Below are 15,499 nucleotides of genomic sequence, written 5' to 3'. Positions count from 1 at the left end.
CGGGAGTGCCGGAGGTTCCGGGGACACCGCGGGGGCCGGGGGTGGCGAGGGCGATGTGCTGACGGCGCGCGCGTACGCCCATCCCGCCCTGGACGAGCGGACGGTGGTCCGGCTGGTGCCCGGGGCGATCGGGGCGGCGGAGGATCTCGCCCTGGAGTACCTGGGGTTCGGCGCCGCGAAGGCGGTCGAGGTCGGCCGGGTCAAGCGGCAGTCGCTGGGCTTCCCCGCCTGGGCCCTGGTGCACGACCCGGAGAACGGGCATCACGCGCTCGCCGTGGTCAAGGAGATGGAGCGGCTCGCCCGGCTCGTCACCACCAAACCGGGCCTGGCGAAGGAGGGGTTCGATGAGATCGGCGAGCGCCTCGACCGTTCCGTACCGCATTTCCTGCCCACCTTCTACGAACAGGTGGCGCGGCTCTTCCTGGCGGTCGAGTCCCGTCAGCAAGCGTCCGTGTTCTTCGGCAAGGCGCGGGCGGCCGAGCAGCGGCACGCGCTCACGGTGGACGAGGACCGGCTGCGGGAGGTCTTCCTGGAGTTCGCCGGGGCCGGAGCGCTGACCGGCAAGTCCCTGCGCGAGCATGCCAAGGGGCTGACCGCGCGGCTGTCGGCCGAGGACGCGTACGAACAGTTCAAGGCGGTGTCGCTCGAGCGGTGCGCGGCCGGGCTCGCCCCGTACGCGGGCATGCTGGAGGATCTGCGGCGCCTCGCGAAGAGCGCGGGTCTGGACGCGGCGGCCGAGGAACAGGCGCTGCTCGCGGAGATCATCCACACCGGGCCGATGAACCGCGCGGCGGCGAGCTTCTGGAAGTCGGCGCTGCCCGCGCTGAGCGCCATCGCGGCGGACGACCCGGCGGTGCGGGAGCGGCTGCTCGCCCTGCTTCCGGCCGCGGGCGGCGACCATCCGGAGCAGTTCGACGCCTCCTGGCTGGCCCTGCTGGACCGGTGCGGGGCGGTGGAGCTGCTGGTGGACGGGACGGTGCCGGCGGCCGGATGGCTGTCGTCCTGGGCCAGGCACCGGCAGCGCGGCTGGGGTTCCTCCAAGCGGCTCGCCGCCGAACTGGCCCTGGTGGAGCGGCTGGTGGACCGGCTGGTGGCCGACGGCACACCCGTACGGCTGCTCGGAGGCCACGGCCGGCGCGTCACGGCCGATCTGGATCTGCTGGACGCCTGTCTGGCCTGGGGAGTGCCCGTCGCCGATCCCCCGGAGGCGAGCCGGGGCCTGGATCTGGACGACTGGCTCGGCGACGAGCAGGAGGGGCGCAGGGATCTGGCCGCGCTGACCGCCGACCCCCGGTTCACCCCACTGGTCCGTATGGGCGTGGAGAGGCTCGCCGAAGGCGGCGACGCCGCCGAACAGCTCAGCCAGGTCCTCGAACACCCCGCTCTGCGCAGTGCGCTCGTGGGCTGGCTGGAGGAGCGGGCCGACGATCTGTCGGGGCCCCTCGGTCTGCCCGGGATGGACAGGCTGCTGGAGCGGCTGGCCCGGTTCTCCGCGCCGTCCGTGCTGGCCACGGCGCCCGACGCGGTGGCCAGGATCACGGCGGTCTCGCCCGCTCCCGCCCTGGCGAGGACGCTGCGGGCGGGGCTGCTCGACGAGCTGGGCTGGCCCGCACTGGAGGAGGCGCTGCCGGGACTCGGCAAGGTCAACCGGGCGGCGTCGGGGCAGCGTTACCACCACAACGAGAAGTGGTACCGGGTGCGGGACGCCTGGCCTTCCCTGCTCGTCCGGATCGACACCCAGGTCGCAGCGGTCGGGCCCACCGCCGTGACCGACCAGCGGACCCTGCCCCTGCCGGTGAAGCCGACCCAGACCTGGGACACGACCACGGTCCGGTACGCGGGCGGCCAGTGGCTGATCGCCAGCGGCCTGGGCGACGAGCGGCGTGCTCTGTGGTCGGGCCGTCCCGGCGAGGTGTTCACGCCCGCGGGCGAGCTGCGCGACCACTGGACCGACGCCCAGACGCCGTCGCTCGAACTGCCGGACGGCGGCCGGTGCTACGGCGGCCGGCCGATGTACGCCGGGGACACCTCGTTCGCCGGGGAGCGCCGCCAGGTCGCCTCCGACGGCATCTCCGTCTGGGTGCTGCACGAGAACCAGTGGTGGGAGTACGACCCGGAGTCGGCCCGCAGGGGCCGGATTTCGGTGCCCGCGTTCTTCGACTCGGCGCTGGACTCGGTTCCGGCCGGCAGCGAAATGCGGCTGCTGGAGCGGGCCTGCCGGCTCCTTCCCGTACAACCGGGCCTGGAATCCTCGCCGTTCGGCACCAAGGACGGGCTGCTCGGCTGGTGGGTGACGTACGACCCCAAGGAGCGGACGCTCACGGCCTGTTCGGTGGACGGAAGCCGCAGCCCGGCCGTCCCGGTGCCGCAGGGTGCGCGGATGGAGCACCTCAGCTCCGGACTGCCCGTACCGCCGCTGCGGCTGCCCGGCGGGGCCGCGCTGCACCTGCGGGAGTCGCGCGGGTGGGCGGCCTCGCTCGCCCTGCACGACGCGGAGGGCCTTCACCTGGCGCAGGTGGAGGAAGGCAGCCATGGTGGCGTGTACGCGGAGGGCACCCCACTGGTGGCGCCGCTGTCCTACTGGCACGCGCTGCGGCCGCGTGACGAGCGGGGTTCCGCCGCGCTGCGGGCGGTGACCGAGGAGGACGCCCGGAGGCTGCTGGCCGCCGTTGCCGGGGGGAAGACGGCGAAGGAAGCCGTGCGCGAGCTGCTGCCGGAGATCACTCAAACGCGTCTGGCGGCGGGGGTCGCCGGAGTGCTGGCCGAGGCGGCTCGCCACGCGCGGCGGATCGGCACCCTCGCCGAACGGGCCGCGGAGGCCCGGCAGGGCTCGGACCCCTCGGAACCGAAGGTCCGGCATGCCTTCGACGCCGTCCTGGGCAGGGCGTTCCACGGCTTCAACCGTCCGACGCACCGGTATTACTACTACCACCAGCCGTCGAAGCAGAGCGCGACGGTCCTCGAACAGATCCGGGTGCTGCCGCGCGTGCTGGCGGCGGACGCGGATCCGGGGCCCATCGCTCTCCGGGAGGCGAGCGGGAATTGGATGAATGTGTGCGGGGCCGGCATGGCGGCGCTCGCGCTGCGCGCCGCCTCCCCCGTCACCTCCGATCAGCACCGGGCCGCGCTCCTGGAGTTCCTCGACTCGGCGCTGGCGGTGCGGACGCCCGACGGTGGGAGTGACGGTGACGGCGACGCGCTCCTGATCGACCCGCGCGGGCGGCTGCGCCTGCTGGAGCTGCGGATTCCCGGCTCCGCCGAGGCCGAGCTCACCGGCGAGACACGGCACGCGGGGGCCCGGCGGCTGCTGATCCTCGACCAGCACGGGGTGGAGGACGACGACGCGGACTGGGAGTGCGTCGAGTACGACCCGGCCGGGGTGTTCGGCGGCTGGGACGGGACCCTGATCACCGAGTCCGAGGTGCTGGGCAAGGGGGCCGACCCGGTGCGGGCACCGGCGGTACGGCGGCTGGTGGAGCTGGTACGGGAGCGCGGGCCGCTGCCGTACCGGCCGGAGCGGGCGGTGGACTTCGCGGAGCGGGTCGGGATCACCCCGGCGGCGGGGGCGCTGTTCCACCTCGGCTCCCCCGGGCTGGACCACTCCTCCGACCGGGATGCGCTGGTCGCCGAGTATCTGGAGCCGCTGGGCGCCAAGAGCGCGGAGACACAGGTGGCGGCCGGCACACTGACCGCGCTGAGCGTCCAGGAGCGGCGGGCGTTCACCGCCCTGCTGCTGCCCGGCGAGCCGGAGCGGGTGGCGGATCTGTGGACCACGGGCTTCGCGACGGAGCCGCTGGTGGGCGCCTGGACGGCGGCGCGTGGCAAGCGCCGGCCCACCCCGCCGTGGCTGATCCGGCAGATGGTGACCGAGCAGGGCTCCGGCACCGCCGTGAACGACGCGCTCAACCCCGAGTGGCAGCCGCAGCTCACGGGCCGTACCGAACAGCGCATGGTCGACGGCACGCTGGAGACGGCGGATCCGCGCCTTGCGCCGACCGGGTCCTCGCTCGACTCGGTGGTCGGCTCGCTGCGCTGGCTCGCGTACCGGCTGCCGTACAGCGACCCGCTGCGCGCGGTCCTGCCGATGACGGTGCGGATGCTGCGGGAGCGACTGGCCGACCCCGGGCTGCTGCTCGACCTGGGCGTCGACCGGGACTCCGCGTACGACGCCGTGTCACCGCGGCTCCGTGAGGCGTACGGACTGGCGCCCAAGCGCGGGGGCGGCGAGAAGGAGATCGTCGAGCTGTCGCCGGTGCTGGTGCTGACGCCGACGCGGTACGGGCGGGACTGGGACTCGGTCTGGGTACGGCCCTCGGCGCTGCTGCCGACGGGCGGCTCGGACGAGGCCGGCGAGTGGGGTCCGGACCATCCGGATCTGAAGCTGATGGTGGCGACGGCGGGCCCGGCTCCGGCGCTGGAGGCACTGCGGGCGCTGCTGAGCGAGGAGTTCATGGAGCTGGTGTCGGCGGACGGCCCGCCGGGAGCACCGCAGAACCCGCTGCACAGCGTCCCGGACCTGGTGGGCGAGTCGGCGAAGCGGTTCGGGCTGTCGGAGGACGCTGCGGCGCTCTATCTGATGCTGCTCGCGCTGCCCGATCCGACCGACCGTCACCAGGCCTTGTGGACGGGGTGGAAGCCGGCCCGGCTGAAGAAGGCCCGGGCCGAACTGGCCGCCACCGACCTGGTGGTGGAGGCCAAGCGGGCACGGGCCGGGCGGACGCTCTTCCTGCCCGGCGGCTGGCTGGAGCAGCAGACACCGCGGCTGCCGTCGGAGAGCTGGAAGACGGACCTGCTGCCCTGGAACCGGCCGGGCTTCGTGGTGCCGGACCGGCCGGTACCCGGGCTGTACGAGGCCGCGTGGCAGCGGGTCGTGGCGGGCGACGCGCCGGGGTTCGAGGAGTTCCAGGGCCGCGGCGGCCGAGGAGGCAGGCGATGACGACGGAGACAGGAACGGGGACAGCGGACATGGCAGCGGATCAGAGTTCGTCGACGGAAACGACGGAGGCCGGCGCGGCGACGGTGCGGCCCGGGCGGCAGCTTGAGCTGCCGGAGGACCGGTACGCGATAGAGCTGGCGTTTCTGGAGTCGTACGACCGGGGCCCCCGCCCGCCGAGCTGGCGGCTCACACCGCGTGCCGTGGTGCTCTTCGTCTGTGGCACCGACGGCGGGCCGCTGCGCGCGCCGGACGGTGAGGAGCTGGTGATATCGCGGAAGTTCGTGGGCGACCGCGCCCTTGTGGAGCGGTGTGTGGTGACGCTGGCGGGCGAGCGCGGGCTGTTGCTCGTCGGCGAGCCGGGCACCGCCAAGTCGATGCTCTCGGAGCTGCTCTCGGCGGCGGTGTGCGGTACGAGCACGCTCACCGTGCAGGGCACCGCGGGTACCACGGAGGACCAGCTCCGGTACGGCTGGAACTACGCGATGCTCCTCGCCAAGGGGCCCAGCCGGGAGGCCCTGGTGCCCTCCCCGGTGCTCACGGCCATGACGCGCGGGGCGGTCGCCCGGATCGAGGAGATCACCCGCTGTCTGCCCGAGGTGCAGGACTCTCTCGTCTCGCTCCTCTCCGAGCGCCGGATGTCCGTACCCGAACTGGCGGGCGTCGAAGGCCCGGAGGGCGGTGACGGCACGATGCACGCCGCTCCCGGCTTCACCCTGATCGCCACCGCCAACCTCCGGGACAAGGGCGTCTCCGAGATGTCCGCGGCCCTGAAGCGCCGGTTCAACTTCGAGACGGTCGGCCCGATCGACGACATCGACGCGGAGACCGCCCTGGTGCGCGGCCAGGCGACGGCGGCGCTGGCGCGCGGCGGGGCCGTGTTCTCGGTCGACGACACGGTGCTCCAGGCGCTGGTCACCGCGTTCCGGGATCTGCGGACCGGCCGGAGTGCGGAGGGCTGGGAGATCGAGCGCCCCTCGACGGTGATGTCGACGGCGGAGGCGGTCCATGTGGCCACTTCGATGGCGCTGGGCGCGGCGTATCTCAGCGACGGGCGGGATGTCGTCCGTACGCTGCCCGGCCATCTGCTCGGCACGGTGCGCAAGGACGATCCGGCGGACCACGCACGGCTGTTGGGCTACTGGGACGGTCCGGTGCGCCGCCGGGCGGAGGCGGGCGCTCCGCTCTGGCGGACGCTGTGGGAGCTGCGCCATGAGCTGGGATGAGCGGGGTGCCGTGGCGGCCCCGGACGCGCCGGGCGCTGTGTCCGCGCAGGATGCGCCGGGCGCTGTGTCCGCGCAGGATGCGCCGGACGCGCCGGACGCGGTTGTCGCCCCGGGTGCCGGAGCCCTCGTCGGTCTGCCGGGCGAAGGGGCGGTCGAGGGGGCGCTGGCCGGGCTCGCGGGGTGCCGGGAGCCGTATCTGATCGGGGTACGGCACCACTCCCCGGCGCTGGCCGCGGCCGTACCGGCGATGCTGGCGGAGGCGGCGCCGGAGGTGCTGTTCATCGAGCTGCCGGAGGAGTTCGCGCCCTGGCTGCCGTATCTGGCCGACCCGGAGACGGTGCCGCCGGTCGCGCTGGCGGGCAGCCGCGGGGACGCGTCGGGCGGTCTGGTGTTCCTGCCGTTCGCCGAGTTCTCGCCGGAGCTGGCGGCGATCCGCTGGGCACGGGACGCGGGAGTGGAGGTCGTACCGTTCGATCTGCCGCTGGCGGCCCGGGAGGAGGCGTCCGCGCCGCCGGGGCCGGAAGCACGGGAACGGGAGGGCTCGACGGGCGGGGCGCTCGCCGCCGCGCTGCGGGCACGGGCCGGTGGGCGGCCCGGGGACGATCTGTGGGACCGCCTGGTCGAGGCGGCCGCCCCCGGCTCGGGTCCGGAGGCCCTGCGCCGTGCCGCGCTGCTGGTCGGCTGGGCGCTGCGGACCGACACGGGCGCGGTCGACCCGTACGACCTGCGCCGCGAGGCGAACATGCGCCGTGCGCTGGCCGCGCGCGGGGGCCGCCGCGCGGCGGCGCTGATCGGCGCGTTCCACGCGCCCGCGCTGCTGCCGGGCGTGACCGCGGACAAAGCCGCGGACAAAGCCTCGGACGGACCGGCTGCGACCGAACTGCACCCGGTGGGCCGGAACGATCGCAGGTCCAGGGCAGATGCGACCGGTGAGGCGGTGGTCACCTCGCTGGTGCCGTATTCGTACGCGCTGCTGGACGAGCGGTCGGGATATCCGGCCGGGATCAAGGACCCCGAGTGGCAGCGGGGGGTGCATCGCGCCGCGGGCGATCCGGTGCTGCTGGACGAGCTGCTGACCGCGACCGCGGTACGGATCTGCGCGGCCGTACGGGACGAGGGGCATCCGAGCGGCCCGGCCGATGCCCGCGAGGTCGTACGGGTCGCCAGGGATCTGGCCGCGCTGCGCGGGCTGCCGGCGGCCGGGCGCGGGGAGCTGGCGGAGGCGGCGCAGACCGTGCTCACCCAGGGGCAGTTGTTCGGGCGGGGCCGGGTCGTGGCCGCCGCGATGGAGAAGGTCCTGGTCGGAGCGCGGCAGGGTCGGCTCGCGCCCGGCACGCCCCGCTCGGGCCTCGGACCGGCCGTCGAGGCCCTGCTCGGCGCGCTGTCGCTGCCCACCCCGGCCGCTCCCGAGCGCCGGGAGCTGCGCCTCGACGCGCACCGCGGCGATCTGGACCGGCGCAGGGAGCTGTGTCTGCGCAGGCTCGCGGTCTGCCGGGTGCCGTACGGCGAGGAGACCGATGTGGCGGGCGTGGGCGACGCCGCTCCGCTGTCCACGCGGTGGGCCGTGGCCTGGTCTCCGTCGACGGCGGCGATGCTCGATGTGGCGGGCGTTCACGGGGTGACGCTCGATCAGGCGGCGGCCGGGATGCTCCGCAGGCGGTGGGCGACGGAGCGCCGGGCCGGCGGACCCACGGCCGCCGAGGTCCTCGCGGGACTGGAGGAGGCGGCGCGCTGCGGGCTGCCCGCGCTCGCCGCCGAGCGGCTCGCCGACGCCGCCGGGCTGCTGCCCGCCTCCGGCACCCTGCCCGAACTGCTGGCGGGCCTGGCCCTGTTGGACCGGATCGGCTCGGGGCATCTGCCGGGGCTCCCCCCGGAGTGGGAGCGTGCCGCGCTCGACGCTGCGTACGAGGAGCTGGCCACGGCCGGGATCCGCGCGCTGGACGGGCTCGCCGGTTCCACGGACCCGGCGGACGCGCGGGCGCTGGTCTCGCTGGCGGACAGAGCCTCCTCGGCGCTCGGCGGGGGCCTGCGGCTGGCTGACGCGCTGGCCCGGCTCGACGCGGAGGGCACCGCGCTGATCCGGGGCGCGGCCGGGGCGGCGCGGGTACTGCTGGGGCAGCGGGACGCGGGGGAGTTCGGCACCCGGCTGGCGTCCCGTGTGGACGGCGCGACGACGCCCGAGTTCCGTGCCGACCTGGCCGGTTTCCTGAGCGGGGCACTGCTGGCGGCGGGCCCGCTGCTGGAGACGGGCCCAGCGCTCGACCCGCTGCTGGAGCGGGTCGAGGCCCTGCCGGACCGTCCGTTCCTGGACCGGCTGCCCGCCCTGCGCGCGGGTTTCGACACCCTCTCCCCCGCCGCCCGGTCCCGTCTGCTCACCATGGTCGAGGACCGCACCGGCCTCGCCGCCGGGGCGCTCCCGGCCTCCCTGTCGGACCCGGCGGCCCTGGCCCTCCTCGCCTCGGCGGATCTGGCGGGCCGGGAGGCGCTGGCGGCACGGGGCCTGGCACGGTCGCCCGACACCTCGCACACGCCACCCGCCGGGGCCGAGGACAGCGCTCATGACAAGGCCATAAGACCGGCCGCAGCCACCGCTCCGGCCGGCCGCGCGCAAACCGGAGCCGGGCGGACGGCCGTGCCCGGCACCGAGGACCGCGCCGCGTCCGAGGGTCTCGCCCCCGGCGAGCGATGGCGGTTGCTGCTCGGGCGAGGGCGCGGGCTGAGCGGCCGGGCGGCCCGGCTGGCCGGAGCGCTGGACGAGCTGTACGGATACGGGCACGGCGAGGGATCGCAGGGCGAGGAGCGGGACACCGGCGGGTCCAGGGGCGGGGACGGGCCGTCGTATCCCGATGTCCGGGCCTGGTCGGAGGAGCTGAAGGCGCTGTTCGGGCCGGGCGTGCGCGAGGAGGTGCTCGCCGCTGCCGCCGACGCGGGCCGGATCGACGCCGCCCTGGAGCTGGACCCGGCCTCGGCGCGGCCGTCCGTGGAGCTGCTGCGTACGGTCCTCTCGTACGCCGGCGGCCTTCCCGAGCATCAGCTCGCCCGGCTGCGGCCCCTGGTGGCCCGGCTGGTGGCCGAGCTGACCGAGGCGCTGGCCAACCGGATGCGCCCCGCGCTCACCGGGCTCTCGCATCCGCGTCCCACCCGCCGCCCCGGCGGCCCGCTGGATCTCGCCCGTACGCTGCGCGCGAATCTGGCGACCGCCCGCCGCGATCCGGACAACGGCTCGGTGACGGTCCTGCCCGAGCGGCCCGTGTTCCGTACGCGCGCCCGCAAGGCGGCCGACTGGCGGCTGGTCCTGGTCGTCGATGTGTCGGGGTCGATGGAGGCCTCGACGATCTGGGCCGCGCTCACCGCCTCCGTACTGGCCGGAGTGCCCGCGGTGAGCACCCACTTCGTGGCGTTCTCCACCGAGGTGCTCGACCTCACGGACCAGGTGGACGATCCGCTGGGGCTGCTGCTCGAGGTCCGGGTCGGCGGCGGTACGAACATCGCGCGCGGGCTGCGCCACGCGCGGGGGCTGGTGACCGTACCGTCCCGCACGCTGGTCGTGCTGATCAGTGACTTCGAGGAGGGCGGTCCGGTCTCGCCGCTGCTCTCGGAGGTGCGGGCGCTGGTCGACGCCGGGTGTCATGTACTGGGCTGCGCCTCGCTGGACGACGAGGGACGGCCGCGCTATTCGGCCGGTGTGGCGGGCCAGTTGGTGGGGGCGGGGATGCCGGTCGCGGCGCTGAGCCCCCTGGAGCTGGCCCGCTGGGTCGGCGAACGCGTGGGAGGTGCGCACCGATGACCGATGCCACGGCGGTACTGCCGCCGGTGACCGCCGAGGTGGCCGCCGCCGCGCTCGATCTGCTGCCCGCGCGGCTGCGCAAACGGGTGGACGGGGCGGTGGCCAAGGCCGCCGGCTGGCCGGTGGAGGCGTATCCGGACGGTGTGCTGGTACGGGTCGCAGACGACACGGCGGTGACGCTCAAGGTCACGGCCGGGATCGTGGCCAGCGCGGACGACGCGGTGTGCAGTTGTCTGCTGGCTCCGGCCTGTCTGCACCGCGCGGCCGTTCTCTCCAGCGCTCCCCTCGCGCTGGAAGGGGAGCCGGACAGGGCGGTGGAGGCAGCGGAAACGGCGGACGGGCCGAAGGACCGGGCCATCGCTCCCCAGGACACCGGCCTTGGGCCCGTCGCACCTGACGCTACTGATGAGCCCGTCCTCACGCCCGCCCAGTCCACGGTGCTCGACGCCCTGCGGGCCGCCGTGACGGCGGTGCTTGTCGCGGGTGTCGCCGGTTCCGGGGCCGTCCATCGCGCGGAGCTGCTCCATGCCGCGCACTCGGCGCGGCTGGCCGGGCTGTACCGACCCGCCGCGACCGCCGTCCGAATCGCGGGGCAGTTGGCCGAGGCTCGCTCCGACGACCCGGCGTTCCGGCTGCCGGCGCTCTCCGCGGAGCTGGCGGAGCTGCTGGATCTGGTGCGTCGGCCGGCCGAGGCGCTCTCCCCCGCGCGCAGGAGCTACCGGCCGGAGGGACCGCTGCGGTTGTACGGACTGTTCACCGAGCCGGTGGTGACCACTTCCGGGTACGCGGGTGCCACGGTGTACGCCGTCGTGCCGGACGGCACGCTCCGTACGGTCTCGGATGTCGCGCCCGGCGGACCGGAGCGGGCGCTTCAGGCGTCGGGTACGCCGGTGCCGGGCGGGTGTGCGCTTCCGCTGCGGGAGTTGGGGGACGGTGGCGGGGTGATCCTCACGGCACCGACGGTCTCACCGGACGGCCGGATCGGTGGCGGCGCGCAGGTCCGTTCCGTACGGGCCACGGGGGCGGGGTGGTACGAGGCACCGCTCGCCGCGCTCTGGGAGCGGGCGCCCGCGGCGCAACTGGCGGCGGCGCTGCGCTGGTTCGCCGAGCCCGCCGATGCCCGGGCGGCGGGCGGCGACCTGCTGTTCCTGGACGGGGTGTGCACCGGCGCGGGTTTTGCCGTGTCGGGCGGCCCGACGCTGCGGCTGTCGGCGCCTGACGAGCGGCCTGAACTCCCGTACGCCGAGAATCTCCGGCTACTCGCGGGACGGCCCGGGCAGGCGCTGCGGCTGATCGCCCGGCTCGTGCCGGACCGGCCTGACCGGGTACAGGTGCTCGCGGCGTCCTGGACGGGGCATGACGGGGAGGCGGTCCGGGCGGATCTGGGGCTGCGGCGGCTCAACCGGTCGCACTTCCCTGCCGTACCCGCCCCGGTTCAGGGACCGGACGCACCTCCGGGCCTGCCGATGGCCGCCGCGCCGCCCGCGCTCCCGGTCGAGCTGGAGCTGCTGCGCGGGACGGTGCACCGCGCGGTGGCGGGAGGCCGGGCGGTGACCGCCGTCTCGGCGGACGGTGAACTGCCGCGCAGGCTGCGGGCGGTGGGCCTCACTACCGGCGCGGAGCGGGTGCGGGCCCTGACGGAAGCGGCGGCGGACCGGCGCCACGACGTCCTCGGGCGGCTGCTGCCCGCCGATCCCGAGGGGTTCGCCCTGGCCTGGCTGTCGGCGGCGGTGTACGCGTCGGCGGCGGCCGAGTCGCTGCTGCTGGCCGCCTGGACACCGGACATATCCGCGAACTGATCGGCGCCGCCGATCGTTGGAGCGAAAGGGGAGAGAAAAGCGCGATCCGATCAGGGGGACCGACCATGCCACTGCCGAAGCTTTCACGCCCGCGGGTGCCGGGGCGGCGTGCGCCTCGCCTGCGTGTGCTGAGGCTGCGCATGTCGGCGCGGCTGCTGCGGCTGACGGAGCTGCCGACCGGGCCATGGCGGCCGGGGTGGCCGAGCACCCGGCGCGGGCGGCGGCGTGCCGTGCAGGCGGTGATGCTCGGCTGTGTGCTGGGGCTGATGCCGGTGACCTGGATGCACGCGGTCGCGGACAGCCGGGTGCGTACGGTCGCCGATGTCCCGGCCGGGGATGTCGCCGTGGTCTTCGGCGCCGGGCTGCGGTCCGGCCGGCCGAGCCCGTATCTCGCACACCGCCTCGACGCGGCGGCGGAGTTGTACCGCGCGGGCAAGGTGAAGGTCGTGCTGGTCACCGGGGACAACAGCCGCAAGGAGTACGACGAGCCGGACGCGATGCGGACCTATCTCGTCGGGCAGGGCGTGCCGGACGACCGAATAGTCAGCGATTACGCCGGTTTTGACACCTGGGACTCGTGCGTACGGGCCAGAAAGATATTCGGGGTCGAGCGCGCGGTGCTGGTGACGCAGGGCTTCCATGTGCGGCGGGCGGTGGCGCTCTGCCGGTCGGCGGGGGTCGAGTCGTACGGGGTCGGGGTCACTGAGCGGCGTGACGTGACCTGGTACTACGGCGGGATACGGGAGATGTTCGCGGCGGGCAAGGCGGCGGCCGAGGCGGTCCTGCGGCCGGATCCCACGTTCCTCGGGCCGGTCGAGACGGGAGTGACGGAGGCACTCACCACGGTCCGCGCCCGCTGACCGCCGGGTCACCGGCGAGCACGGCACGGTGGGCGGCCTCACGGCGGCGACGGTGCGGGGCTGAGGTGGGCGTACCGGCCGTGTAACCGGGTGCGGGCATTCGCGTAACACCCCCGCCGCACTCTGGGCCCATGCCCGACGCCAGCGCCGTCCCAGGTCCCGTGCCGGTTTCCCTGCCGTCTCCGGTATCCGCGACCGTCCCGACCCACTGCCCGTACTGCGCGCTCCAGTGCGGGATGAATCTGCGGCCCACCACCGGAGTGACGGGCCCCGATGGAGCGGAGGTGATGAACGGCGGACTGGAGGTGGTGGAGCGCCCGGACTTTCCCGTGAACCGGGGGGCGCTCTGTGGAAAGGGCCGTACCGCGACCGCGGTGCTCTCCTCCCGGGTACGGCTGACCGAGCCGCTGATCAGGCGTCCCGCCACCGGCGGACTCGAACCGGCCGGGTGGGACGAGGCGCTGCGGGCCGTTGCCGACGGGCTGGCCCGTACGAGGGAGGCCCATGGGGCGGACTCGGTCGGGGTGTTCGGGGGCGGCGGGCTCACCAATGAGAAGGCCTACGCACTCGGGAAGTTCGCGCGGGTCGTGCTCGGCACGTCGCAGATCGACTACAACGGGCGGTTCTGTATGTCGTCGGCCGCCGCCGCGCATCAGCGGGCTTTCGGTCTCGACCGTGGGCTGCCGTTTCCGCTGGCGGACATTCCGCGCACGGGCTGCGTGATCCTCGTCGGATCGAACCTCGCGGAGACCATGCCGCCCGCGTTGCGGTATCTGACGGAGCTGCGGGAGCGCGGGGGCAGGCTGATCGTGGTGGACCCGCGCCGTACGAAGACGGCCGAGCAGGCGGATCTCCATCTCGCGCCCAGGCCCGGCACGGATCTGGCGCTCGCGCTGGGGCTGCTGCATCTGGTGGTGGCGCAGGGGCGTACGGACGAGGAGTTCATCCGGGAGCGTACGACCGGTTGGGAGGAGGCGAGGGCCGGGGCGATGGCGCACTGGCCGGAGCTGGTGGAGCGGATCACCGGCGTCGGGGTGCCCGAACTGCGGGCCGCCGTGACGCTGTTCTGCGACGCGCCGTCGGGGATGGTCCTCACCGCGCGCGGACCCGAGCAGCAGGCCAAGGGCACGGACACGGTGGGCGCGTGGATCAACCTCTGTCTCGCGACGGGGCGGGCGGGTCGGCCGCTGTCCGGTTTCGGCTCGCTCACGGGCCAGGGCAATGGGCAGGGCGGACGCGAACACGGCCAGAAGGCCGACCAGTTGCCGGGCTACCGGAAGCTGGACGACCCGGCGGCGCGGGCGCATGTGGCGCGGGTGTGGGGCGTGGCCCCCGAGACACTGCCGGGCCCGGGGCGCAGCGCGTACGAACTGCTCGACGCACTCGGTACGGAGGTGAGGTCACTGCTGCTTCTGGGCTCGAACCCGGTGGTCTCCGCGCCCCGCGCGGCCCACATTGAGGGGCGGCTGCGCTCGCTGGACTTCCTGGCCGTCGCGGATGTGGTGCTCTCGGAGACGGCGGCGCTCGCGGATGTGGTGCTGCCGGTGGCCCAGTGGGCGGAGGAGACGGGCACGACGACCAGTCTGGAGGGCAGGGTGCTGTTGCGGCGCCGGGCGGTGACGCCCCCGGCGGGGGTACGGGGCGATCTGGAGGTACTGCGGGGGCTGGCCGGTCTGCTGGGCCATGAGAAGGGCTTCCCGGCGCACCCGGAGGAGGTGTTCGAGGAGCTGCGCCACGCGTCGGCGGGCGGTCCTGCGGACTACTCGGGCATCACCTATCGCCGGATAGCCGAGGAGGACGGGGTGTTCTGGCCATGCCCGTCGCCGGAGGCCCCGGTCCCGGGGAGGGGCCCGGTCCCGGGGACAGGTCCGGCCGCTGCCGCCGGCCCGGACACGGGCGCGGGCCCGGGCGCAGACCCGGGCACCGGGGTCGACGCCGGTCCGCACCCCGGTACGCCCCGGCTCTTTCTCGAACGGTTCGCCACCGAGGACGGGCGGGCGCGGTTCATACCGGTGGTGCATCGGCCGCCCGCGGAGGAGACCGACGAGACGTATCCGGTGGTGCTGACGACCGGACGTGTGGTGGCGCAGTATCAGTCCGGGGCGCAGACCCGGCGGGTGGACGAGTTGAACGCCGCCGCGCCCGGACCGTTCGTGGAACTGCATCCCCGGCTCGCGGCGAGGCTGGGGGCGGCGGAGGGCGACCTGCTCGCCGTGACCTCACGGCGCGGCCGGGCGGTGGCGCCCGCGCGGATCACGGAGGGAATCCGGCCGGACACGGTGTTCATGCCGTTCCACTGGCCGGGCGAGGGGCGGGCGAACACGCTCACCAACCCGGCCCTCGACCCGGCCTCGCGCATGCCCGAGTTCAAGGTGTGCGCGGTCCGGGTGGAGCGGGCGGACCGGACGGCCGGCCCCGGAGGTCCCGGTGAGCGGGAGCGTACGGAGTGACATGGGCGAGCCAGTCGCCGCCCGGGATCAGCCGCCCCCGCGCCCGCAGTTCACGGGCGACGCGAGCCGCCGCGAAATACACCCAGGCCCGGACCGGGGTGCCGTCGGCCGGCCGGACCTCCCGGGCCACGCGTTCATACAGGTTCCGCGGGTCACCGGGGGCGAGGTAGTCCTCCAGTTCGTCGAGCATGGCGAGGAGTTCGGCGTACGCGCCGGGCCTGGCGGTGATCAGGTCGCCGAGGACCGCGCCCGGGGCCTCGACCGCGTACGGGTAGCCGGGGCCGTCGTACAGCACGGCTCCCTCCAGGCGGGCCGGTACCTCGCGGGAGGTGCGGCCGCGCAGGCACAGGTCGTGATTGGGCTCGCCCGGCCGGAGCGTGCCGTACACGAAGAAGGGCAGCTCCCTCTCCCCCGCCGACTCCGGCTCCGGCGCCGACTCCGGCC

7 protein-coding genes are annotated in these 15,499 nt (G+C 74.9%); 6 read left to right on the top strand and 1 reads right to left on the bottom strand.

Annotated elements, in window-relative coordinates:
• The first annotated feature begins 55 nt into the window (after positions 1 to 55).
• The 6 genes from WH07_RS23540 (at position 56) to WH07_RS23515 (ending at position 15,055) form a co-directional block, all read left to right on the top strand.
• The gene (locus tag WH07_RS23540; RefSeq protein ID WP_052744538.1) at positions 56 to 4,936 is read left to right on the top strand and encodes a hypothetical protein; all 4,881 of its coding nucleotides are present in this window, start codon (positions 56 to 58) and stop codon (positions 4,934 to 4,936) included.
• The gene (locus WH07_RS23535) at positions 4,933 to 6,159 is read left to right on the top strand and encodes an ATP-binding protein (RefSeq protein ID WP_079023497.1); all 1,227 of its coding nucleotides are present in this window, start codon (positions 4,933 to 4,935) and stop codon (positions 6,157 to 6,159) included. Before WH07_RS23540 ends, WH07_RS23535 begins: the two co-directional genes overlap by 4 nt.
• Before the next feature lie 64 nt (positions 6,160 to 6,223).
• Positions 6,224 to 9,946, top strand: coding sequence for a DUF5682 family protein (locus WH07_RS23530; protein WP_408645913.1), 3,723 nt, complete (start codon positions 6,224 to 6,226; stop codon positions 9,944 to 9,946).
• The gene (locus WH07_RS23525) at positions 9,943 to 11,745 is read left to right on the top strand and encodes a hypothetical protein (RefSeq protein WP_046503524.1); all 1,803 of its coding nucleotides are present in this window, start codon (positions 9,943 to 9,945) and stop codon (positions 11,743 to 11,745) included. The genes WH07_RS23530 and WH07_RS23525 overlap by 4 nt, the downstream gene beginning before the upstream one ends.
• Positions 11,746 to 11,885: 140 nt before the next feature.
• Entirely contained in the window at positions 11,886 to 12,605 is a 720-nt protein-coding gene (locus tag WH07_RS23520) for a SanA/YdcF family protein (protein WP_046503520.1), read from the top strand.
• 131 nt (positions 12,606 to 12,736) lie between these two features.
• Complete coding sequence (locus WH07_RS23515) at positions 12,737 to 15,055, top strand: molybdopterin oxidoreductase family protein (RefSeq protein ID WP_079023492.1); 2,319 nt, start codon at positions 12,737 to 12,739, stop codon at positions 15,053 to 15,055.
• Here WH07_RS23515 and WH07_RS23510 read toward each other — a convergent pair.
• Complete coding sequence (locus tag WH07_RS23510) at positions 14,973 to 15,455, bottom strand: gamma-glutamylcyclotransferase family protein (RefSeq protein ID WP_046503529.1); 483 nt, start codon at positions 15,453 to 15,455, stop codon at positions 14,973 to 14,975. The two genes, WH07_RS23515 and WH07_RS23510, sit on opposite strands and share 83 nt — an antisense overlap.
• Positions 15,456 to 15,499: the final 44 nt, after the last annotated feature.

This window comes from Streptomyces odonnellii, assembly GCF_000981895.1.
GTDB lineage: Bacteria > Actinomycetota > Actinomycetes > Streptomycetales > Streptomycetaceae > Streptomyces > Streptomyces odonnellii.
This window is presented reverse-complemented; position numbering and strand designations above follow the sequence as displayed.

Excerpts from the sequence above, each read along its gene's own strand:
- WH07_RS23525 (WP_046503524.1), top strand. The coding sequence starts at position 9,943 with ATGACCGATGCCACGGCGGTACTGCCGCCGGTGACCGCCGAGGTGGCC.
- WH07_RS23535 (WP_079023497.1), top strand. The coding sequence starts at position 4,933 with ATGACGACGGAGACAGGAACGGGGACAGCGGACATGGCAGCGGATCAG.
- WH07_RS23515 (WP_079023492.1), top strand. The coding sequence starts at position 12,737 with ATGCCCGACGCCAGCGCCGTCCCAGGTCCCGTGCCGGTTTCCCTGCCG.
- WH07_RS23520 (WP_046503520.1), top strand. The coding sequence starts at position 11,886 with ATGTCGGCGCGGCTGCTGCGGCTGACGGAGCTGCCGACCGGGCCATGG.